The sequence below is a fragment of the Nonomuraea sp. NPDC052265 genome, assembly GCF_044547985.1.
Lineage (GTDB): Bacteria > Actinomycetota > Actinomycetes > Streptosporangiales > Streptosporangiaceae > Nonomuraea.
Genome location: NZ_JBIUBJ010000007.1, coordinates 70457 through 90905 on the forward strand (window position 1 = coordinate 70457; position 20449 = coordinate 90905).

Below are 20449 nucleotides of genomic sequence, written 5' to 3' on the forward strand. Positions count from 1 at the left end.
TTCCCCGGTTCCTTAGGGTGCATTACCCAGTCGTGTTCCTCGCCAGGTGGCGCTCGCCCGACCCTGAATCAACTTTTTTGCCCTGAAGTGTCGCACACTCACCCTAACCGCGCGGATCTTCCGGCGCACGACACCACGGATTACCGATTCGCAACGGACTGCCGAACGGTCGCTCTCGATAGGGTACTGCCGTGAGCGACTGCCTCTTCTGCAAAATCGTGGCCAAGGAAATTCCGGCCGACGTCGTCTACGAGAACGCCAGGGCGCTGGCGTTCCGCGACATCAATCCGCAGGCCCCGACCCACGTGCTGGTCATCCCGCGCGCGCATCACCCCGACGCGGCCTCACTGGCCGCCGCCGACGACGGGCTCGCCGACGACGTGCTGAAGGCCGCGCACGCCGTCGCCGTCCAGGAGGGGGTGGCCGAGAGCGGCTACCGCGTCGTCTTCAACACCGGCGCCGGCGCCGGCCAGACCGTCTTCCACGTGCACGCCCATGTTCTCGGAGGGCGTGACCTCACGTGGCCGCCCGGCTGATATTGACGCGAGCAATCAGCCTGGTGCCGGATACGATGGGCGGAGAAGAACACCGAACAGACCGGGAGGCATCAGGCCGCTGGCCTTGCCCATGTCCGAACTACACGAATCCCGACGCACGGCACCTCCCTCGCGCACTCAAGCCAAGGTGCTGATTCCGGACGAATACCCGATGGTCAGCCTCCTCGGCTCCCGTGACGAGCTGCTTCGCGTCATCGAGGGCGCCTTCAGGGCCGACATCCACGTACGGGGCAACGAGATCACCGTCACCGGCAGTCCCGACGAGAGCGGCGCGGTCGTGCGCCTGTTCGAGGAGCTGGTCGAGGTGCTGCGCAGCGGGGGCGAGCTCACTCCCGACGCGGTCGAGCGGAGCATCGCCATGCTGCGCATGACCTCCGACCGCCCGGCCGAGGTCCTCTCGCTCGACATCCTGTCCTCCCGCGGCCGCACGATCAGGCCGAAGACCGTCAACCAGAAGCGGTACGTCGACGCGATCGACCAGCACACGATCGTGTTCGGCATCGGGCCCGCGGGCACCGGCAAGACGTACCTGGCGATGGCCAAGGCCGTGCGCGCGCTGCAGGAGAAGCGGGTCAACCGCATCATCCTGACCAGGCCGGCGGTCGAGGCGGGCGAGCGGCTGGGCTTCCTGCCAGGCACCCTCTACGAGAAGATCGACCCCTACCTGCGGCCGCTCTACGACGCGCTGCACGACATGGTCGACCCCGACTCGATCCCGAAGCTGATGGCCGCGGGCACGATCGAGGTCGCGCCGCTGGCGTACATGCGGGGCCGCACCCTCAACGACGCCTTCATCATCCTCGACGAGGCACAGAACTCCTCGGCCGAGCAGATGAAGATGTTCCTGACCCGGCTGGGGTTCAACTCCAAGATCGTGGTCACGGGCGACGTGACCCAGGTCGACCTGCCCTCGGGCACGGTGAGCGGGCTGCGGATCGTCCAGGAGATCCTGGAGGGCATCCCCGACATCCATTTCGCCCGCCTGTCCAGCGCCGACGTGGTGCGCCACAAGCTGGTCAGCGAGATCGTCGACGCCTACGGGCGCTACGACGCCACCCAGGCCACGCAGGAGCCGAAGGCCATCCACCGGGGGAAGCGACGCCCGTGAGCATCGAGATCAACAACGAGTCCGGCGTCGGCGTCGACGAGGAGAACCTCGTCGCGCTTGCCACCCACGTGCTCGGCGAGATGGGCATCAACCCGCTCGCCGAGCTGTCCATCGTGGTGGTCGACGAAGACGCCATGGCCGAGCTGCACGAGAAGTGGATGGGCGAGCCGGGCCCGACCGACGTGCTCGCCTTCCCGATGGACGAGCTGCGTCCCGGCGGCGGCGCGCGCGGCGACGGCGAGAGCCCGGCCGACCCGGCGCTGCTCGGCGACGTGGTGCTCTGCCCGCAGGTCGCCGACAGGCAGGCCAAGGAGGCCGGCCACAGCGCCCAGGCCGAGCTGGAGCTGCTGTGCACCCACGGCATCCTGCACCTGCTCGGCTACGACCACGCCGAGCCCGAGGAGCACAAGGAGATGTTCGGGCTCCAGGCCGGCCTGCTCGAGTCCTGGCAGGAGGTGCGCGACTCGCGGTGAACGCCTGGTTGCTGTGGGCCATCGCCCTTGTCATCATCGGTGGCCTGATCGCCAGTGCGGAAACGGCACTGACGCGCATCTCCAGGGTGCGCGCGGAGGAGTTCGCGCGTGAGGGCCGGCGCGGGGCCGAACGGCTCCAGGCCATCGTCAACGACCCGCCCCGCTACCTCAACCTGCTCCTGCTGCTGCGCCTGAGCTGCGAGCTGGTGGCGACGGTCATCGCCACGCTGCTGTTCATCGACCTCATGCACGACCAGGGCTGGGCCTACGTGGCCGCCGCGGCGGTCATGATCGTGGTCAGCTACGTCGTCGTCGGCGTCATGCCCCGTACCCTGGGCCGCCAGCACGCCGAGCCGGTGGCACTGGCCGGGGCGCCGATCGTCTACGGCCTGACCCGCATCTTCGGCCCGCTGCCCAAGCTGCTCATCCTGCTCGGCAACGCCCTGACCCCCGGCAGGGGCTTCCGTGACGGCCCGTTCACGTCCGAGGCGGAGCTGCGCGACCTGGTCGACCTGGCCGAGGAGCGCCGGGTGATCGAGCCGGACGAGCGCGAGATGATCCACTCGGTCTTCGAGCTGGGCGACACGCTGGTCCGCGAGGTCATGGTGCCCCGCACCGACATGGTCTACATCGAGCGTGGCAAGACGATCAGCCAGGCGCTGTCGCTCGCGCTGCGCAGCGGCTTCTCCCGCATCCCGGTCGTGGGCGAGAACGAGGACGACGTCATCGGCATCGCCTACCTCAAGGACATCGCCCGCAGGATCCACGAGTCGGGCGAGGGCGGCGGCAAGGAGACGGTCGAGTCGACCATGCGGCCGGCCGCGTACGTGCCGGAGAGCAAGCCCATCGACCAGCTCATGCGGGAGATGCAGGCCCGGCAGATCCACATGGCGATCGTCATCGACGAGTACGGCGGCACCGCCGGTCTGGTCACCATCGAAGACGTCCTGGAGGAGATCGTCGGCGAGATCACCGACGAGTACGACCAGGAGGCCCCGCGCGTGGAGACCATGCACGACGGCGGCATGCGGGTGACCGCCCGCATGCCGGTCGACGAGCTCGGCGAGCTGTTCGACACCGAGATCGAGGTCGACGACGTCGAGACCGTCGGCGGCCTGCTGGCCCACGCGCTCGGCCGGGTGCCGATCGCCGGGTCGCAGGCGGAGGTGGCGGGGCTGGAGCTGACGGCCGAGAGCCTGGCCGGGCGGCGCAATCGCATCAGCACCGTCGTCGTGCGCAGGGTCGCGCCGCCCGAGGACGACGCCGTCCCGGCCGGAGCCGAACGGGACTGACCACTTTGCGGGGAGATGTCGCAAGCGTTCTACAAGTCTTCTGCAAGTGACGTCCGGCAGTGTCATGCCTGACACCCGGTGCGGTGGGTGTCACGAGGAAGCGTCCGAACGCCGGGTGGGGTTCGCGGCGGGAGGACGCTCCTGGGGGGACGGACGGCGTTCCGGCCAGCTAGCCGGCTTGGGCGTCGATCGGCGTAAAGGGTGTTCTCGTCTGAAAAACCGGGCGAGGGCACCCTTTTTGCGTTTGGTGGAGACTCTGGAGAGATTGCCGCATTCGTCGCTGGGGGAGGCTGCGGTCCAGGGGGAATCATGAAACCGCGGATCATCGTGTACGGGCTGCTGGCCGCGACCCTGGCGGGCTGCGCGGGCGGCGGCGCGGAGACCGTCGTCGACGCCCATGCCATGGCCCAGCTCCGTGAGGTGCTCAACAGGCGGCCGAGCCTGCCGGACGGCTTCGCGCAACGGCCGGAGCAGGCGTGGCGGGTGCCGTTCGGCCGGGTGGACCAGGCGTGCGGGTCCGCGCTCGACGCGGCGGCCGGGCACGCGCCGCAGGAGGGGCTCACCGGCCAGGCGGCGGTCAGCTACCAGGGGGACGGCCTGGGGGAGCGGGCGGCCGTCGGCCTGGCCCGGTACGCGGGCGAGGAGGCCGAGGAGCGCTTCGACACACTGAGCGACGCCCTGGAGTCGTGCCGGGGGATCCGCACGACGGGCGGCACCGACCTGCGGGCCCGCAGGCTGGACGTCGGCGACGCCGCCAGGGCCGGGGACGAGGTCACCGGGACGCGGCTGCGCGGACGGCTGAACGGCTACCCGTACGCCCTCGACGTCGTGCTGTCGCGGACCGGCGACACGCTGGTGTCGGTCGTGCACGCGGGCATGAGCGACGTGGACCGCGACCGGACGAGGAAGCTGGTCGCCGCCGTGTTGTCGATGTCCACGGCCTAACCTGGTTCCCGTGACTCTCGATCCTGAAGACAGCAAGATCATCACCTTGGCGCGGGCGGCCAGGGCACGCAACGAGGCCGCGGAGGGCGCCGCCGTGCGCGACGAGACCGGGCGTACGTACTCGGCGACCGACGTCGCGCTGTCGTCGCTGACGCTGTCGGCCGTGCAGGTCGCGGTGGCCATGGCGGTCTCCGGCGGCGCGCGGTCGCTGGAGGCGGTCGCGCTGGTGACGGCGGGCGAGCCGTCCCCGGCTGACGAGGCGGTCGCGGCGGAGCTGGGCGTCAAGGCCCTGCTCGTGGCCGGCCCCGACGGCACGCTGAGGACCTGACGTGGGCATGTCGCCGTTCCTGGCCCGGCTGCGCGCCAAGATCGGCAACGACCTGCTCATGCTGCCGTCGGTCAACGGGTGCGTGTTCGACCGCGCCGGGCGGGTGCTGATGGCCAGGCACGGCGACGACGGCCTGTGGGCCACGCCGGGCGGCGGCGTCGACCCCGGCGAGCGGCCCCAGGAGGCGGTGGCCAGGGAGCTGCGCGAAGAGCTGGCCATCGAGATCGAGGTGCGCGGGCTGGTCGGCGTCTACGGCGGCCCCGAGTACCGCACGGTCTACCCCAACGGCCACGAGGTGGCGTACGTCATCGCCATGTACGCCTGCACCCTCGCCTCCGGCGCGCCGACCCCCGACGGCGAGGAGATCAACGACTTCCGATGGGTGGCCGAGCACGAGGTCGGCGGCCTGACGACACTGGCCTGGACGCCCCTGGCACTGCCCGACGCGTTCGCCTGGTGGCGTGAACACGGCAGCTGATAAGCGACAATGCACAATGTGACTTCGCCAGACAACCATCGCGCCGGATTCGCCTGCTTCGTGGGAAGGCCGAACGTCGGCAAGTCCACGTTGATGAACGCCCTGGTCGGCGCCAAGGTGGCGATCACCTCGTCCAAACCGCAGACGACCAGGCGGGTCATCAGGGGCATCGTGCACCGCCCCGACGCCCAGATCGTCATCGTGGACACGCCGGGCCTGCACCGGCCGCGCACCCTCCTCGGCGAGCGGCTGGACAGCCTGGTGCTGTCCACGCTCACCGAGGTCGACGTGATCGGCTTCTGCGTGCCGGCCAACGAGCCGATCGGCAAGGGCGACCGCTTCATCGCCGACAAGCTGACGGCGGTGAAGAAGACGCCCGTGGTCGCCGTGGTGACCAAGTGCGACCTGGCGAGCAGGGAGCAGATCGCCGCGCAGTTGCTCGCGGTGTCGCAGGTGGCCGAGTTCGCGGCCGTCGTGCCGGTGTCGGCCCAGTCGGGCGAGCAGCTCGACGTGCTGGGCGACGTGCTGATCGAGCACCTGCCCGAGTCGCCGCCGCTCTACGAGGGCGGGCAGCTCACCGACGAGCCCGAGCAGGTGCTGGTGGGCGAGCTGATCAGGGAGGCGGCCCTGGAGGGCGTACGCGACGAGCTGCCGCACTCGATCGCCGTGGTCGTCGACGAGATGTTGCCCCGCGAGGGGCGCGACGACCTGCTCGACGTCTACGCCCACATGTTCGTCGAGCGGCCCTCCCAGAAGGCCATCGTCATCGGGCACAAGGGCGAGCGGCTGCGCGACGTGGGCACCAGGGCCCGCAAGCAGATCGAGGCGCTGCTCGGCACGCGGGTCTACCTCGACCTGCGGATCAGCGTGCTCAAAGACTGGCAGCGCGACCCCAAGCAGCTGCGCCGGCTCGGCTTCTTCGACTGATCCGCCGGTGCGCGGGGTCAGCGCGCCCGGCGCGCCAGGGCCAGCACGGACAGCACGACGATCGCGACCGAGCAGGCCAGCGCGGCGAACCAGCCGAACCTGATGACCGGCTGAACCGACAGCAGCCGGCCCAGGTCGATGGAGAGCCGGTCGCCGATGCGCCCGGGGTCGGCGACGAACATCACCAGCAGCAGCGTGGCCAGCGCGCCCGGGATCACGGCCAGGGCGGCGATCCGCGGCCGGCCGCCGAGCAGGCCCGCGACGCCGAGCGCCAGCGCAGCCAGCCCGGCCAGCAGCGTGTAGAGGCCCGTGCTGACGTCGACGCCGCGCACGTCGTCGGAGACGCCGCCGCCGATCAGGTCGCTGCGGGCCTCGATCCCGGCCCACGGCATGATCGCGGTGAGCACCAGGAGGGCCGCCGCGACGGCGACGGCCAGCGCGGCGCCGCGGCGGGCGGACGTCGTCCGGGCGGGCTTGAGGTCATCGGCCACACGATCACTGTAAGCCGGGCCCCCGCCCGTCACCACCCGACGCGACGGACTCCTCACCAAGCCGGACACCCACCACGCCGGACACCGGGCAAGGGGGCGCCGGGCCAGGCGTGGTGACGGGGTGCGCTCGGTGGCGGGTCAGCGGTGGCGGCGGGTCAGGGGGTGGCGAGGAAGGCGCGGGCGTTGGCGGCAGCCCGGCGGTCGCCGGTCTCCTCGAAGACCTCCAGGGCGGCCGTGGCCAGTTCGCGGGCGCGTCCGGCGGCGCCCTCCGCCCGGTTGACCCGGGCCAGGGCCAGCAGCGCGTACGCGTCGAGCAGGCGGTCGCCGAGCCGTACGGCGATGCCCCTGGCGCGCTCGGCGGCGGACCTGGCCTCGGGTTTGGCGCCCTGCGCCAGCCGTACGGCGGCCAGGTCGAGCAGGGTGTCGGCCTGCCGGTGCCGGTCGCCCAGCTCGGTCAGGTGGCCGACGGCCGCCAGCAGGCGGGCGGCGGCCTCCTCCAGGCGCCCCGCGCGGCGCAGCACCGCGCCGAGCACGCACTCGGCGTCGGCGGCGTCCCGCTGGTTGTCGGCCGCCTCCAGGCAGGCCAGCAGCGCCCGCTCGGCCTCCTCCAGCCGGTCCCGCTCCAGGTGCACCCGGCCCAGGCGGCGCCGGGTGTGGTTGACGTCGCGGGTGCGGCCCTGCCGCAGGAACATGCCGAGCGCCAGGCGTAGCTTCTCGTGGGCCAGGTCCCATTCGCGCTCGGCCAGGTGCAGGTCGCCCTGGTCGAGCAGGACGAGCGCCTCGCCCCGGTCGTCGCCGGCCCGCCTGGCGGACTCCAGCGCCCGCTCCGAGACCGCCCGCCAGTCGTCGAGGAACCGGTGCCGCTCCAGGTACGGCCCCAGCAGGTGCGCCAGCCGCCAGCACGGCTCGTCGAGCCCGGCGGCGTGCAGGTCGGCCACCAGGCTCACCAGGAACGGCCGCTCGGCGTCCAGCCACTCGACCGACTCCCTGATGTCCCTGGTCGCCACGGCCGTGCCCGGGTCGCCCGACACCAGCGAGAAGCGCGAGGCCCGCACCCGGGCCAGCACGAGCTCCGACACCTCGGCCAGCACGCCCGGCAGCGGCTGCTCGCGGGCGAACAGCCGGGTCAGGTCGTGCATGCGGTAGCGGATCTGGCCGGCCGCGTCCACTCCGTGCGTCTCCAGCAGGCCCGCGTCCACCAGGGCCTCGGCGCCGCCGCCGAGCCGGTCGGTGAGCCAGTCGGCGAAGTCGGGGGCCGACAGCGCGCCGAGGCCGCGTAACGTCCGCCTGGCCGGTTCGGGCAGCCCCTCGTAGCCGATGGCGAACACGCTGCGGACCGTCTGGTCGCCCGCGTGCAGCCGGTCGAGCCGCTTGTGCTCGTCCTCGAGGAGGCCGACCAGGTAGTCCACCGTCCAGTTCGGGCGGGCCGCCAGCCTGGACGCGGCGATGCGCAGCGCGATCGGCAGGCCGCCGCAGAAGCGGGCCAGCCGGTGCAGCGCCTCGTCCGCGGGGCGTCCCGAGCCGGCCACGAGCAGGGCCAGGGCGTCCTCCTGATCGAGCACGCCCACCGACAGCCGGGTCGCGCCGGTCAGGCCGCCCAGGGACGAGCGGCTGGTCACGACCGTCGGGCAGGACGTCAGCAGCGGGCGCACCTGGGCCTCGCCGGCGGCGTTGTCCAGCAGGACCAGCAGCCGGCGGTTGGCGGTGTAGGTGCGGAACAGGCGCTCGCGCTGCTCCAGCCCGGCCGGGATGGCCTGGGCCGGGCACCCGAGCCAGCGCAGGAAGTCCTCCAGGACGGCCGAGGGGGCCGTGGTCTCGCGCAGGTCGGCGTACAGGATGCCGTCGGGGAAGGACTCGCGGGCCCGCCAGGCGGCGTGCACGGCCAGGGCCGACTTGCCCGCGCCGGCCTGGCCGTGCACGACGACGTGGCCGCCGACCACCCGGCCGAGCAGGTCGGCGCGGCCGGTGAAGCCCGCGATGTCGGGCGGCAGCAGCACCGGAGGGCCCGCCGACACGTGCAGCGACACGTCGTCGTGGAGCATGCGGTGGTAGAGGAGCTGCAGCTCGGGGTCCGGCTCGATCGCGTGGCCGCCGTCGAGCTGGTCGCGCAGCACCGCGTATGCGGCCAGCGCGTCGACCCGGCGGCCGCTGCGGTAGAGGGCCAGCATGTACTGGCCGCGGAAGCGCTGCCACAGCGGGTGCTGCTTGGTCAGCCGCTTCAGCTCGGCCAGCAGCTCGCGGTGGCGGCCGGCGTCCAGGTCGGCCTGGACGCGGCGTTCCAGGGCGAGCAGGCGCAGCTCCTCCAGCTCCTCGCGCAGGCGGCGGGTCTCCTCCCACCGCTCGCCGTCGGGGTCCAGGTCCTCCAGTACGGGGCCGCGCCACAGCGACAGCGCCTCCTCGTACGAGCCGCGCTCCACCAGCAGCCGGAACCGGTCCACGTCGAGCTGGTTGCCGCCGATCGCCAGCACGTACGAGCCGGACACGGTGGTGATCACGTCCTTGCCCAGGAGCTGGCGGAGCTGGCCCACGTACCCGCGGACGAGGGAGTCGGAGCGGTCGCCGCCCTCGCGCGGCCACAGCAGCCGGCGCAGCCGTTCCACGGTCAGCGGACGGCCCGCGTTCAGCAGGAACATCGCCAGCAGGTCCCGGTGCTTCGGGGTCGTGGGGGTACGATCCCGGCCGCCGTCGAGGACGTCGAGCGGCCCCATGATGCGAAATTCCACGCGGCCTTCCTTTTCGGAGGAGATGTCGATCAGAATGGCACATCTGATGGCTCCCCTGATTTCGGCCGACTCTCACCGGTTGGGCTGTTACTGGCCGGCTGGGCGCCGGCGGTCGCGGGGCGGGGCGTAGGGGGCGGGGGCGTAGGGGGCGCTTTCGCTTGCAGCCCCGACGGCCCGCCAGGTGGCCTTCTCCCATCCTGACCGGATCACGCGGTGGGACCGGGACCGGGACCTGCTCACGGCGACGGAGTGGCGGACGTACCCGCCGGGGGTCGAGCCGTCCGGCGTGTGCCGCTAGGACGTCCAGGCGACGACCTGGAACCAGACCGCCTTGCCGGGCGGCGCGGGGTGCCACCCCCAGTCGTAGGACAGGCGGTGGACGATGGCCAGCCCCCGCCCGCGGCCCGCCAGCGGATCGGCCCGGCCCATCCGGGGCAGGGCCGCGCACGAGTCGCGGACCTCCACGGTCAGGAGGTGGCCCTCCCTGACCACCACGACCTGGACGGGTTCCGTCGACGGGTCGTGCGTGAGCGCGTTGGTGGCGAGTTCCGAGACGAGCAGCCGCGCGGTCTCGACGGCCGCCTCCGCCGCTTCGTGGTCCGTGGCGAGGTCGCCGACGAACCGCCGCACGGACGAGACGCATCCGGGGTGACGGGGCATCCGGCGTTCGCCGAGGACCTTGTCCGGCAGGGGCCGCCGGTCGGCGAGCGTCACGGCGGGACTTTCGGGTTTCATGTGGCCAGGGTGACGCCATGTGACTACGGTCGGTAGTGGCTCGGTCGCAAGGAGTGGACTTTGAAGTCCGGGCCGTTGGCGTTGAACCCGGGCGAGGGGAGGGCGAGATGGTCGACTTCTACGCGCCCCAGGCGATCTGGGGCAGAGAGCTGCGGCACTACCGAAAGTCGACAGGTCTGACGCAGGGGCAACTCGCCGAGCGCATCCATTTCAGCGAGGGCCTGATCAGCGGCGTCGAGACCGGCCAGCTCCCGGCCAGCCCCGAGTTCGCCGAGGCGTGCGACAAGGCCCTGGGCACCGGCGGCGCGCTGCGCCGTCTGCTCGACTGGCGCAAGGGCCAGATCTTCCCCTCGTGGTTCGGCAAGTGGCACGAGAAGGAGCAGGCGGCCCTCACCCTGCGGACCTACGAGCCGCTGCTGGTGCCCGGTCTCCTGCAGACCGAGCAGTACGCCCGCGCCCTGCTGCGCGGCAACGAGACCGCGGTGGCCGCCCGCATGGAAAGACAGGCGATCCTCGCCCGCGACGACCCGCCGTCGCTACGGTGCGTCATCGACGAGGCGGTGCTGTTCCGGCCCATAGGCGGGCCGGAGTTGATGAAGGGGCAACTGCGCCGGCTGCTCGACGCGGTCACCCCCAGGCTCAGCATCCAGGTCCTCCCGCACGGGTTGCACTCCGGCTTGACGGGGGGCTTCGTGATCGCGACCCTGGACGGAGGCTCCGAGGTGTTGTACGCGGAAACCGCGGTGCGCGGCATCACCACGAGCGATCATGAGGACGTCTCGGCTGCCGTGGAGCGGTTCGAGGCCATCCGCACCGAGGCGTTGCCCTTGAGCATGTCCCTTGAAACGATAAAGAAAGCCATGGTGGAACGATGGACCTGAGTTATGCCCAGTGGCAGAAGTCCAGTTTCTCCGGCGACAACGGCGGCAATTGCGTCGAGATCGCCGAGCTCACGAACGTTGGTGGCGGCCCTGAGCACAAGGGCGGGCAGGCCGAGCTGGTCGTCGTGCGTGACTCCAAGGACCCCGACGGGCCCAAGCTGTTCTTCACGCCCGCCGAGTGGGACGCGTTCCTGGCGGGCGTGAAGGCGAGTGAGTTCGACCGCGCCTGATGGCCGGGTTCAGCAGGTGGCCGGACCGGCGTCCCGCTGGACCTCGATGGAGGGCGTCTCGCCCACGTGCGGCGGCATCGCGGACGCGGACACGAGCGGATCGCCCGGGGTGCCGCCCACCTTCTCCAGGAAGTCGCCCCACTCGGTCGGCACGGTGAGGGCGGTGATCGAATACCACTCCCCGGCCATCGCGGGGTCGCCGCCTTCGAGCGAGACGGGCACGTCCCACTGCCCAGAGGCCCGTACGGTGTCGACGCGGTAGAAGCGGGTGCGTCTGGTGCGCGGGGTGCCGGTCGTCCGGCGTACCCCGATCAGCAGGGTCGTGCCCTCGGGCAGCGTCGCGGTGCCTCTCACCAGCGGGCAGGGCGGCGCGGTGGCCCCGGGGCCGGTGACGGGCGCGGTGATGACGAGACGAGGCGTTTCCCGCTCGCTCTGCGCCTGGCTGTACTTCACCACGACGCCGGGCAGGCCCACCAGCGTCGTGGCCATGCCGACGATGGCGGTCGCCCACTTCCTTCTGACGCTCCATACGCGTGGAGCGGACCCGGCACCGTGGCCGAGTTTTCGGTTCTTGGCCATTTGCGGTATTTCCCCCGATCGTGCGCCGCGAGATGGATACGCGGAAACGCGACGTGTCCCGTTTTATTCGGATAAACGTCGAATTGGAGTCTTTTGCTCAACGGGGTGGAAGGGTGTCGGTCTGCACCCGATTTCGGGTGATGCCGTTTCCCCTGCTCATACCCTTGATCGTCCGCGTAACCCCCGGCCGAGGGTGTTTTTGAGATCAACTTGACGGTCGTTCTCAAAGCGTGAATCAGGGGTTATTGGCCCAAATGCGCGCTGACTGCACGATTTCCTCAAGGCTGTCGCTGTGCGCGCCCTGCCAGTAGATCCGGCCGCAGTCGCCGCACCGGCCGTAGGTGTCGTAGCTGCGCCGGGTGCCGGCCTCCAGCAGCGAGGCGACCTCCTCCTTCGACACCGGCACGAGCACGCCGTTGCAGGCCGTGCAGCGCGTCCAGGGAGCCAGCGGCGGCGCGAACCGTTCGAGCACGTCGCGGAGCTGGTCGGCGGGGCGCGAGCCGCGGACGTACGCCCCCAGCCAGAGCGCGCGGCGGCGCAGCAGGCCGCGGTCCTGGGTGAGCAGCACCCGCCGCTCCTCGTTGGCCTGCGCCACCAGCGCCGGGTCGTCCATGTCGTTGTGGTAGGCGGTGTCCACGCCGAGCAGGCGCAGCCGCCGGGCCAGCGTGCCGAGGTGCACGTCGAGCAGGAACCGCGGCTCGGCGGGCAGCGGTTGCGGCCGGGGCATCGGATGCACCTCGACCGCCTCGCCGGGCGCGAGCAGGTGGGCGGGGGCCACGCCGCGGCCGTCCGACACCATCGGGCCGACCTCGGTCAAGGGGATGCCGATCGACTCCACGTGATGGCCGAGCGTCGAGGTGCCGTCGGTGGTCACCCGCTGCCACTCCCGCCGGCGGCTCACGGGCAGGAACATCCTCAGCTCCGCGGCGATGCGCAGGCGTGCGTCCCGTTCGGTCACGCTGTCCATTCTGCGGGACCGGATACCGTGAGACATGCCCATGTCCCGCCGAGCCTTCCTCGGGCTCGCCGCGCTCGCGGCCGGCTGCTCCGCGGCCAGGCCCGCAGAGCTGCGGCTGGCCACCGGGCTGGCGGGCGGCCCGTACGGCGCGCTCGGGCAGCGGCTGGCGGGCGAACTGCGGCACGACGGGCTGACCGTGCGGGTGGTGGAGACCGCGGCCAGCGTCCAGAACCTCACCATGATGGCCGGGGGCCGGGCCGACGTCGGGTTCGTGCTGGCCGACAGCGCCGACGACGCGGTCAGGGTGCGCCACCAGCCGGTCTCCGCGCTGGCCCGGATGTACATGAACTACGTGCATCTGGTCGTCCGCGAGGGCGCGCGCATCACCGGCGTCCAGGACCTGGCGGGGCGTCCGGTGTCGATCGGGGTCGAGGGGTCGGGCACGGCGGTGACCGCGACGCGCGTGTTGTCGGCCGCCGGGCTGCGCACCCCGCCGCGGATCACCAGGCTCGGGCTCGACGCCTCCGTCACCGAGCTGCGCGACGGCCGCATCGAGGCGTTCTTCTGGTCCGGCGGCGTGCCGACGCCCGCGCTCGCCGCGCTCGACGACATCGCGCTGGTCCCGCTGGAGTCGCTGGTGCCGGTGCTGCGCCGCCGCTACGGGCCGGTCTACGAGCACGCCGCCGTGCCGGCCGGCGCGTACGGGCTGGCCAGGCAGGTGCCGACCGTGGGCACGCCGAGCTACCTGATGTGCCGTACGACGCTCCCCGACGACCTGGCCTTCACCGTCACCGAGACGCTCTTCCGCGCCCGCGACCGCCTCCAGGCCCCGTCGGCCCCCGGCGGACGCCTCGACAGGCGCTACGCCATCGGCACCGGCGTCGTGCCCCTGCACCCGGGCGCGGCCCGCTACTACCGCTCGGTCTACGGCTGAGCCAGGGCCAGCTCGACCACCAGGCCGTGCGGCACGGCGGGCAGCAGCCGCAGGGTGGCCCCGCACGCCTTGGCCAGCTCGGCGGCGATGGCGAGGCCGAGCCCGCTGCCCGGGACGTTCGCGTGCGTCCCCGCCCGCCAGAACCGCCCCAGCGCCTCGGCCCGCTCCTCCTCGCCCAGCCCCGGCCCGTCGTCGGCGACGCGCAGCACCTCGCCGTCGAGCGTGACCGTCACCGTGCCGCCCTCGGGGACGAACTTCTGGGCGTTGTCGAGGGCGATGTCGGCGATCCTGGCCGCCGCCTCCGGCACCACCGCGCTCCCGGGGACGTCGGCCACCAGGCACACCCCCTTGGCCGCGTAGACCTCGCGCCACACCGCCAGCCGCTCGCCGAGCGCGACCTCCTTGCCCGCCAGGCCCGCGCCCGCCTCGACCGTGGCCAGTGCCAGCAGGTCCTCCACCAGCAGCGCCAGCCGGTCGAGCTCGGACATCGCCTCGGCGTACTCGGCCGTGCCCTCCTCGCGCAGGTGCGGCTCCAGGTTCTCCAGCCGCAGCCCCAGCACGGTGAGCGGGGTGCGCAGCTCGTGCGAGGCGTCGGCCACGAACGCCCGCTGCCGTTCCATCGCCGCCGAGACCGCGTCGGCCATCGCGTTGAAGCGCTCCTCCAGCCGCCGCAGCTCCGACGGGCCCACACCGGGATGGGCCCGCGCGTCGAGCTGGCCCTGCGCGATGGCCCGCGTGGTGCGGTCGAGCTCGGTCACCGGCCGCAGGATCCAGCGGGCCAGCCGCCGGGCCGCCAGCGCCGAGTAGGCCAGCGCGACCAGCGCCCCCGCCGCCAGCGCGCCCCAGACCAGCGACACGTCCAGCCGGGCCTGGCCGGTGGGGGCCTCCAGCAGCACCACGCCGGAGAGCTGGGCGTCACGCCCGGCGGGCTCGGCCAGCAGCACGGTGGCCGGGCCGAACGGGCTGACCGTGGGCAGGTCCTCGGTCGTGCGGCCGGACAGCGCGAGCCGGGTCGCCTCCCGGTCGTCGGCTTCGAAGCGGCCGGCCGAGACCAGGATCGAGCCGTCGCGGTCGCGGACCCGGACGGCCGCGCCGTACAGGTCGGCGTAGCGGGAGACCTCGGCGATCAGGCCCGTGCGGTCGTCGTCGCGGGCCGCCGCGTCGGCCAGCTCGGCGAAGCGGGTGGCGTCGGCGCGCCGGTCGAGCAGCAGGCGGTTGGTCCGGTGGGAGGCGTAGGCCAGGCCGAGCGGCACCGCCAGCGCCGCGATCAGGAAGACGATCAGCGTGGTGAACGTGACCACCAGGCGCGCGTTCACCCCGCCGAGCCCAGCCGGTAGCCGGTGCCGCGCAACGTCTCCACCAGCCCCGGCCGCCCGGTCTTGGACCGCAGCCCGGCCACGTGCACGTCGAGCGACCGGGACGCCGACAGCAGCGGGTCGCCCCAGACCTCGTCGAGGATCTCCTCCCGGCTGCGCACCACGCCCGGCTCGCGGGCCAGCAGCGCCAGCACGTCGAACTCGCGCCTGGTCAGCGTCACCGGCTCCCCGGTCACCGTGACCTGCCGGGACTCCAGGTCGATGCGCACGTCGCCGACGCACACCACGTGGTCGCGCACCGGCATCGGACGCGTGCCGCGCCGCATCACCGCCTCCATGCGGGCCATCAGCTCGACCGTGCGGAACGGCTTGACCAGGTAGTCGTCGGCCCCCGAACGCAGGCCGCGCAGCACCTCGCGCTCCTGCGTGCGCGCGGTGACCACGATGAGCGGCACCGCCGAGACGCGGCGCAGCCGGCGCAGCACGTCGAGCCCGTCCATGTCGGGCAGGCCCAGGTCGAGCAGCACGAAGTCGACGCCCCCCGCCAGGCGGAGGGCGTCGACGGCCAGGCCGGCGCGGGTGACCGAATGGCCGTGCCGGGCCAGCGCCGTGGTGAGCGCGGAGGCGAGACGATCGTCGTCCTCGACCAGGAGAACCCGCATATGGCCAGGTTAGACGCGGGCGGTGACCGAATCCGACGGCTCGGCGCCTTCGCTGCGGGACAGTGCCACGTCGCGCGTCTCGCGCATGGTCAGGTAGACGACCAGCGACACGGCGGCGCAGGCGGAGACGTACCAGAAGAAGCCGGACTCGATGCCCTTGTCCTTGAACCACAGGGCGACGTACTCGGCGGTGCCGCCGAACAGGGCGTTCGCGATCGCGTACGGCAGCGCCACCCCCAGCGCGCGCACGTGCGTCGGGAACAGCTCGGCCTTCACCACGGCGTTGATCGAGGTGTAGCCGGTGACGATGACCAGACCGGCCAGCGACAGGACGAGCGCGCCCCCGAACCCGCTCGCCCCGCCGAGCGCCGTCATCAGCGGCACCGTCGCCAGCATCGACCCGATCCCGAACGTGATCAGCAGCGGCCTGCGCCCGATGCGGTCCGACAGCGACCCGGCCAGCGGTTGCAGGCACATGAAGATGAACAGCGCGCTGAAGCTGACCAGCGTGGCCGTCTCCTTCGGCAGGCCCGCGGTGTTCGACAGGTACTTGGTGAGGTACGTCGTGTAGGTGTAGTACGCGACCGTCCCGCCCATGGTCAGGGCGATGACCAGCAGCGCCTCCTTCTTGTGCGCCAGGAGCTGCCTGATGGTGCCCTTGTCGCGGCGCTCCTCTTCCTCCTCGCCGTACACCTCGGTCTCCAGCAGGCTGCGGCGCAGGTAGAACACGACGGCGGCGGCCACGGCGCCGACCACGAACGGGATGCGCCAGCCGTAGGAGTTCAGGGCCTCCTTCGACATCGTGTTCTGCAGGATGATCTGCAGGCCGAGGCCGACGAGCTGGCCGGCGGTCATGGAGACGTACTGGAAGCTGGAGGCGAAGCCGCGCCGGCCGCGCGGGGTGGCCTCGGTCAGGTAGGTGGCGCTGGCGGCGTACTCGCCGCCGACCGACAGGCCCTGGAGCAGCCGCGCGACCACCAGGACCAGCGCGCCTGCGTAGCCGACCGACTCGTACGTCGGGGCGACGGCGATCAGCAGCGCGCTGGCCGACATCAGCGTGACGGTGAGCGTGAGCGCCGCCTTGCGGCCCCGGCGGTCGGCGTAGCGGCCGAGCAGCCAGCCGCCGAGCGGGCGCATGAAGAAGCCGACGGCGAAGATGGCAGCGGTGTTGAGCAGCTTGGCCGTGTCGTTCCCCTCAGGGAAGAACGAAGCGGCGAAGTACACGGCGAAGCTGCTGTAGACGAACCAGTCGTACCACTCGACCAGGTTGCCGACGGAGCCGCCGATCACTGCCTTCCACGGCACGCGCGCTTTGTTCATGTAGGACCTCCTGGGGGGAGTGGATGCAGGCCAGAGCCTCTCCCCAGAAGGTTGTTCGGACAAGGTCGGCGGCTCAGATCTAACGTGCGCTTAACATCGGGTTCTTCTCACCGCAACGGGGGGCGGGCGTTCCTGGCGCGTTCGAGTGCCAGGTCGGCCCACCACTCGCCGCTCTCCGGCGCCACCACGCCGCGCTCGGGGTCCTTGTCGCCGTTCGTGCCGCGCCGGCACCGGCCGCCGGAGCTGCCCGCCCGGCTGATCCACAGGTAGGCGTCCGCCAGCTCCTCGCCCGTGTCGGTCGTGGGGCGCTCGCCGACGCCCCGGCCCGGCGGGTTGCACCAGGTCTGCGGGTCGGCGTACTTCTTCGTCGGCGACCACGGGCCCTGGCCGTTCCTGGCGGTGTCCACCACGAAGTGCGGCAGGTCGCCGCCCGGGTCCGCGTCCTTCGGGCAGGTCGTGCCGCCTGTCCCGCGCATGACGGCGACGCAGGCCGACAGCGACTTGCCGTACTCGACGGCCGTCGGGGTGCCCTGGAAGGAGGCGGTGTTGACGAAGAACCCGTCGGCCCGGTCGATCCCCGCGCCGATCAGGCGCTGGGCCATGATCTCGGTGCCGGGGTAGAGGTCCTGGCCGCCATCGAGGTAGACGGCCGTGCCGGGGTGCCCGGTCTTGAGCGACTGCACGGCCTCGCGCAGGTCCCGGTAGCGCTGCTCGGCCGTGCCGGCCAGCTTGCAGTCCTTGGTGCCGGGGAGGTTGACCAGGCTGGAGGGCTCCAGGATGATCACGGCCCGGTGGTCGCCGATCTGGCGGGCGACGCCCCTGACCCACTCCTGGTACACCCGCATCTCGCCCGCGCCGGTCGCGGCGCAGTCGCCGCCGCCCGGCATGTAGTTGATCAGGAACACGGGCACGCCGCCCGCCTCCTGGGCGGCGGTCACGGCCGTCTCGACCGTGGCCCTGGCCTCGGGCTGGTTCAGGCGGATGGCGTGGGGGACGGCGGCCAGCCGGTCCATCAGCGCGGCGTCGTCGGGGCGGTCCTCGCGCCACACGGCGGCCTGGCGGGCGGCGGCCTTCTCCTGCTCGGAGTAGAAGGTGACGCCGTTCTCGCGCAGGGGGTTGCGGGCGGTCGCGGCCGTGCGGGCGGGGGGCTCTTGGGCGGTCGTGCCCTTGGTGGTGGTGGTCGTGGCCGTATGGGGCGTGGTGGGGGTGTCGTGGCGGGTCCACAGGAGGGCCGCTGTCACGCCGGCGGCGGCCACCACGACGGCCGCGGATGCCGCCAGCAGCCTCGTACGCCGCTTTCCGGCCGCGGTCCCTTCGGGGGGAGGAGGGGGAAGGGTGCCTCGCCCCTCGGCGGGGGGCGCCTCGGCGGCGGGCGTTTCGGTGGGGGGTGGGGGAGGGAGGGCGGGGGTGGGGGTGGTGCTGAGGTGGTCCATCAGCTCCTGGGCCGTGGGGCGGGTGGCCGGGTTCTTGGAGAGGGACGCCGTCACCAGGTCCAGCAGCGGCCCCGACAACCCGCGCAGCTCGGGAGCCTCGTTCACGATGCGTAACAGGATCGTCGGCACCGACCCCGACCCGAACGGCGGCAGCCCCCCGGCGGCGAAGGCGACCGTGCAGCCCCACGAGAAGACGTCCGAGGCCGGCCCGACCCGCGAGCCCGCCACCTGCTCGGGCGACATGTACGCCGGCGTCCCCACGATCGCGCTGCTCACCTCCGCGTCCGCCAGCCGCGCGATGCCGAAGTCGATGACCTTGGGCCCCACCTGGGACAGCAGCACGTTCGACGGCTTGAGGTCCCGGTGCACGACCCCGGCCCCGTGGATGGCGCGCAACGCCATCGCCATGGCCGCCGCCAGCCCGTCCAGCGCGGAGCCCCTCAGCGGCCCCGAGTCGCGCACCGCGTCGCCGAGGCTGGGCCCCTCGACGTACTCGGTGACCAGGTACGCCACGTCCGCCCGTACGTCGGCGTCGAGCACCGGGGCGGTGCAGAAGCGGGCGACCCGCCGGGCCGCGGCCACCTCGCGGGCGAAGCGCCGCCGGAAGTCGGGGTCGGAGGCCATCCGCGCGTGGATGAGCTTGACGGCCACCCGCGTGCCGCCGGGGTCCTCGCCCAGGTAGACGACGCCCATGCCGCCCTCGCCCAGCCGTCCCAGCAGGGCGTAGCGCCCCACCTGCCGCGGATCGCCGTCCCTCAACGCCTCCAACGTCATGACTCGTCAGGTTAGTCGGCGAAGGGTCAGACCGTCAGCCGCCATTCGTCCCACTCGTCGAGCAGTTCGAAGCCCATGGCCTCGTTGATGGCCAGCATGTGGTCGTTGGACGTGGCGTTCCAGGTGATGATCCGCTCCAGGTGGGGCTCGCGCTCGCGCAGCCACAGCAGGTTGGAGATCTTGAGCAGCAGGCCCAGGCGATGGCCGCGGTGCTCGCGCAGGACGGTGGTGTCGGCCTGGTGGCCCCAGCCGTCGGAGCGGTCGGCTTCGAGGTAGATCCGCGTGTAGCCGGCGGGCGCGCCGTCGGAGTCGCGCCTGGCGATCATCGTGTAGCAGGTCTGGCCGCCGAGCGTGACGTGCTCCTCGCGCAGGCCCAGGCGTTCGAGGCTGAAGGACATGTCCTCGACGTCGGCGTCGCGCGGGGCGTCGTTCATGCCGTCCATCACCGTGGCGAGGTCGGCCAGCAGCTCCGGCCCGGCCGGGCCGGCGAAACGCTCGATGGTGTAGCCGGGGACCTCGGGCAGCATGCCGCGCAGCGCCGCCCAGTCGGCCGTGCGCAGGTCGAGCGTGCGGCGGGCCTCCTGGAGCGCGACCGTCATCCCGCGTGCGCGGGCGAAGCGGGCGCCGACGCCCGTGGTGGGGGTCTCGGTGAGCAGCAGGGTGCGGCCGTGGGCGCGCATGCGGCCGAGCGCGTGCTCGAACAGCTCGCTCCCGAGGCCGCGGCCGCGCAGCTCGGGCCGGACCACGAGCGGGAACAGCCAGCTCATGTGCCGGTTGTCGTACTGGGGCAGCGCCAGGGTGTAGCCGCCGGCGACCTCGCCGCCGTCGGTCAGGACCCAGGTCTCGACCCGGTCACCGGGGTTGCCCAGGCGGGCGATGACGGACAGGCGGGCGAGCGACAACTTGGGGCCGGGCTCGTGCGCGTGGGCCGCCAGGTAGGCGTCGTGCAGGCCCGTCAGCAGCTCGCCCGGCCGGTCGAGGTCGATTGGCTGGATGTGCATCCGTCCAGCCAAGCGCATCGGTGCCGCCCCGGGCCAGCCGTTTTACCGCAGGCGGGGGCTACTGCCGGTAGTTCTCCACCTCGCCGGCCGGGCGCACGGCCGCGCCGTCGGGGTCGTCGCCCGCGCCGCGCCTGGCCCGGCGCTGCCGGAGCAGGTCCCAGCACTGGTCGAGCGCCACTTCCAGCTCCTTGACGCGCGCGTGCTCCTCGTCGGAGGTGACCTCGCCCGCCGACAGCCTGCCGCGCAGCTCGTGCTCTTCGGTGACCAGAGCGCTGATCCTGGTGAGAATCTCGTCGTCCCGCAT

At 72.4% G+C, this 20449-nt stretch carries 22 protein-coding genes; 11 read left to right on the forward strand and 11 right to left on the reverse strand.

Going from position 1 to position 20449, the window contains the following annotated elements:
• The first annotated feature begins 191 nt into the window (after positions 1 to 191).
• The 8 genes from ACIHAD_RS22185 (at position 192) to era (ending at position 6108) form a co-directional block, all read left to right on the forward strand.
• On the forward strand, positions 192 to 536 hold the full coding sequence (locus ACIHAD_RS22185; protein WP_397175578.1) for a histidine triad nucleotide-binding protein: 345 nt from the start codon (positions 192 to 194) through the stop codon (positions 534 to 536).
• Between the two features lie 91 nt (positions 537 to 627).
• Positions 628 to 1665: a PhoH family protein gene (locus tag ACIHAD_RS22190; RefSeq protein WP_397356450.1), complete on the forward strand. Its 1038-nt coding sequence runs from the start codon at positions 628 to 630 to the stop codon at positions 1663 to 1665.
• Positions 1662 to 2138: an rRNA maturation RNase YbeY gene (gene ybeY / locus ACIHAD_RS22195; RefSeq protein WP_397356451.1), complete on the forward strand. Its 477-nt coding sequence runs from the start codon at positions 1662 to 1664 to the stop codon at positions 2136 to 2138. The genes ACIHAD_RS22190 and ybeY overlap by 4 nt, the downstream gene beginning before the upstream one ends.
• Entirely contained in the window at positions 2135 to 3430 is a 1296-nt protein-coding gene (locus ACIHAD_RS22200) for a hemolysin family protein (RefSeq protein WP_397356452.1), read from the forward strand. The genes ybeY and ACIHAD_RS22200 overlap by 4 nt, the downstream gene beginning before the upstream one ends.
• A gap of 309 nt (positions 3431 to 3739) precedes the next feature.
• On the forward strand, positions 3740 to 4375 hold the full coding sequence (locus ACIHAD_RS22205; RefSeq protein WP_397356453.1) for a hypothetical protein: 636 nt from the start codon (positions 3740 to 3742) through the stop codon (positions 4373 to 4375).
• A 10-nt stretch (positions 4376 to 4385) separates the two neighbouring features.
• Entirely contained in the window at positions 4386 to 4703 is a 318-nt protein-coding gene (locus tag ACIHAD_RS22210; protein ID WP_397356454.1) for a cytidine deaminase, read from the forward strand.
• A 7-nt stretch (positions 4704 to 4710) separates the two neighbouring features.
• The gene (locus tag ACIHAD_RS22215) at positions 4711 to 5181 is read left to right on the forward strand and encodes an NUDIX domain-containing protein (protein ID WP_397356768.1); all 471 of its coding nucleotides are present in this window, start codon (positions 4711 to 4713) and stop codon (positions 5179 to 5181) included.
• Positions 5182 to 5199: 18 nt separating this feature from the next.
• Positions 5200 to 6108, forward strand: a complete 909-nt coding sequence (gene era, locus ACIHAD_RS22220; RefSeq protein WP_397356455.1) for a GTPase Era — start codon at positions 5200 to 5202, stop codon at positions 6106 to 6108.
• Positions 6109 to 6125: 17 nt separating this feature from the next.
• Here era and ACIHAD_RS22225 read toward each other — a convergent pair whose 3' ends face one another.
• The 3 genes from ACIHAD_RS22225 to ACIHAD_RS22235 all read right to left on the reverse strand — a co-directional run bounded on the left by ACIHAD_RS22225 (position 6126) and on the right by ACIHAD_RS22235 (position 10057).
• Positions 6126 to 6599, reverse strand: a complete 474-nt coding sequence (locus ACIHAD_RS22225) for a hypothetical protein (RefSeq protein ID WP_397356456.1) — start codon at positions 6597 to 6599, stop codon at positions 6126 to 6128.
• A gap of 155 nt (positions 6600 to 6754) precedes the next feature.
• On the reverse strand, positions 6755 to 9322 hold the full coding sequence (locus ACIHAD_RS22230) for a BTAD domain-containing putative transcriptional regulator (RefSeq protein WP_397356457.1): 2568 nt from the start codon (positions 9320 to 9322) through the stop codon (positions 6755 to 6757).
• Between the two features lie 294 nt (positions 9323 to 9616).
• The gene (locus ACIHAD_RS22235) at positions 9617 to 10057 is read right to left on the reverse strand and encodes an ATP-binding protein (protein WP_397356458.1); all 441 of its coding nucleotides are present in this window, start codon (positions 10055 to 10057) and stop codon (positions 9617 to 9619) included.
• 107 nt (positions 10058 to 10164) lie between these two features.
• Between ACIHAD_RS22235 and ACIHAD_RS22240 the strand changes: the two genes are divergently transcribed.
• A complete protein-coding gene (locus ACIHAD_RS22240; protein WP_397356459.1) occupies positions 10165 to 10938 on the forward strand; it encodes a helix-turn-helix domain-containing protein in 774 nt (257 codons plus the stop codon).
• Positions 10929 to 11168: a DUF397 domain-containing protein gene (locus tag ACIHAD_RS22245; RefSeq protein ID WP_397356460.1), complete on the forward strand. Its 240-nt coding sequence runs from the start codon at positions 10929 to 10931 to the stop codon at positions 11166 to 11168. The genes ACIHAD_RS22240 and ACIHAD_RS22245 overlap by 10 nt, the downstream gene beginning before the upstream one ends.
• Before the next feature lie 9 nt (positions 11169 to 11177).
• Here ACIHAD_RS22245 and ACIHAD_RS22250 read toward each other — a convergent pair whose 3' ends face one another.
• Positions 11178 to 11657 carry a hypothetical protein gene (locus tag ACIHAD_RS22250; protein WP_397356461.1) on the reverse strand — a complete coding sequence of 160 codons (480 nt, stop codon included), beginning with the start codon at positions 11655 to 11657 and terminating at the stop codon, positions 11178 to 11180.
• 325 nt (positions 11658 to 11982) lie between these two features.
• On the reverse strand, positions 11983 to 12714 hold the full coding sequence (locus ACIHAD_RS22255; protein ID WP_397356462.1) for a Mut7-C RNAse domain-containing protein: 732 nt from the start codon (positions 12712 to 12714) through the stop codon (positions 11983 to 11985).
• 25 nt (positions 12715 to 12739) lie between these two features.
• Here ACIHAD_RS22255 and ACIHAD_RS22260 point away from each other — a divergent pair, with 25 nt between their 5' ends.
• Positions 12740 to 13639 carry a TAXI family TRAP transporter solute-binding subunit gene (locus ACIHAD_RS22260; protein WP_397356463.1) on the forward strand — a complete coding sequence of 300 codons (900 nt, stop codon included), beginning with the start codon at positions 12740 to 12742 and terminating at the stop codon, positions 13637 to 13639.
• Here the strand turns inward: ACIHAD_RS22260 and ACIHAD_RS22265 are convergent.
• The 6 genes from ACIHAD_RS22265 to ACIHAD_RS22290 form a co-directional block, all read right to left on the reverse strand.
• On the reverse strand, positions 13630 to 14955 hold the full coding sequence (locus ACIHAD_RS22265; RefSeq protein ID WP_397356464.1) for an ATP-binding protein: 1326 nt from the start codon (positions 14953 to 14955) through the stop codon (positions 13630 to 13632). The genes ACIHAD_RS22260 and ACIHAD_RS22265 overlap by 10 nt on opposite strands.
• Positions 14952 to 15617: a response regulator transcription factor gene (locus tag ACIHAD_RS22270; RefSeq protein WP_397356465.1), complete on the reverse strand. Its 666-nt coding sequence runs from the start codon at positions 15615 to 15617 to the stop codon at positions 14952 to 14954. The genes ACIHAD_RS22265 and ACIHAD_RS22270 overlap by 4 nt, the downstream gene beginning before the upstream one ends.
• Before the next feature lie 9 nt (positions 15618 to 15626).
• Positions 15627 to 16937, reverse strand: a complete 1311-nt coding sequence (locus ACIHAD_RS22275; RefSeq protein WP_397356466.1) for an MFS transporter — start codon at positions 16935 to 16937, stop codon at positions 15627 to 15629.
• A gap of 107 nt (positions 16938 to 17044) precedes the next feature.
• The gene (locus ACIHAD_RS22280; protein WP_397356467.1) at positions 17045 to 19144 is read right to left on the reverse strand and encodes a glycoside hydrolase family 6 protein; all 2100 of its coding nucleotides are present in this window, start codon (positions 19142 to 19144) and stop codon (positions 17045 to 17047) included.
• A 26-nt stretch (positions 19145 to 19170) separates the two neighbouring features.
• Positions 19171 to 20145 (reverse strand): GNAT family N-acetyltransferase, encoded by a 975-nt coding sequence (locus tag ACIHAD_RS22285; RefSeq protein WP_397356468.1) that lies wholly within the window; start codon positions 20143 to 20145, stop codon positions 19171 to 19173.
• A gap of 58 nt (positions 20146 to 20203) precedes the next feature.
• Positions 20204 to 20449, reverse strand: a complete 246-nt coding sequence (locus ACIHAD_RS22290; RefSeq protein WP_364086829.1) for a DUF2630 family protein — start codon at positions 20447 to 20449, stop codon at positions 20204 to 20206.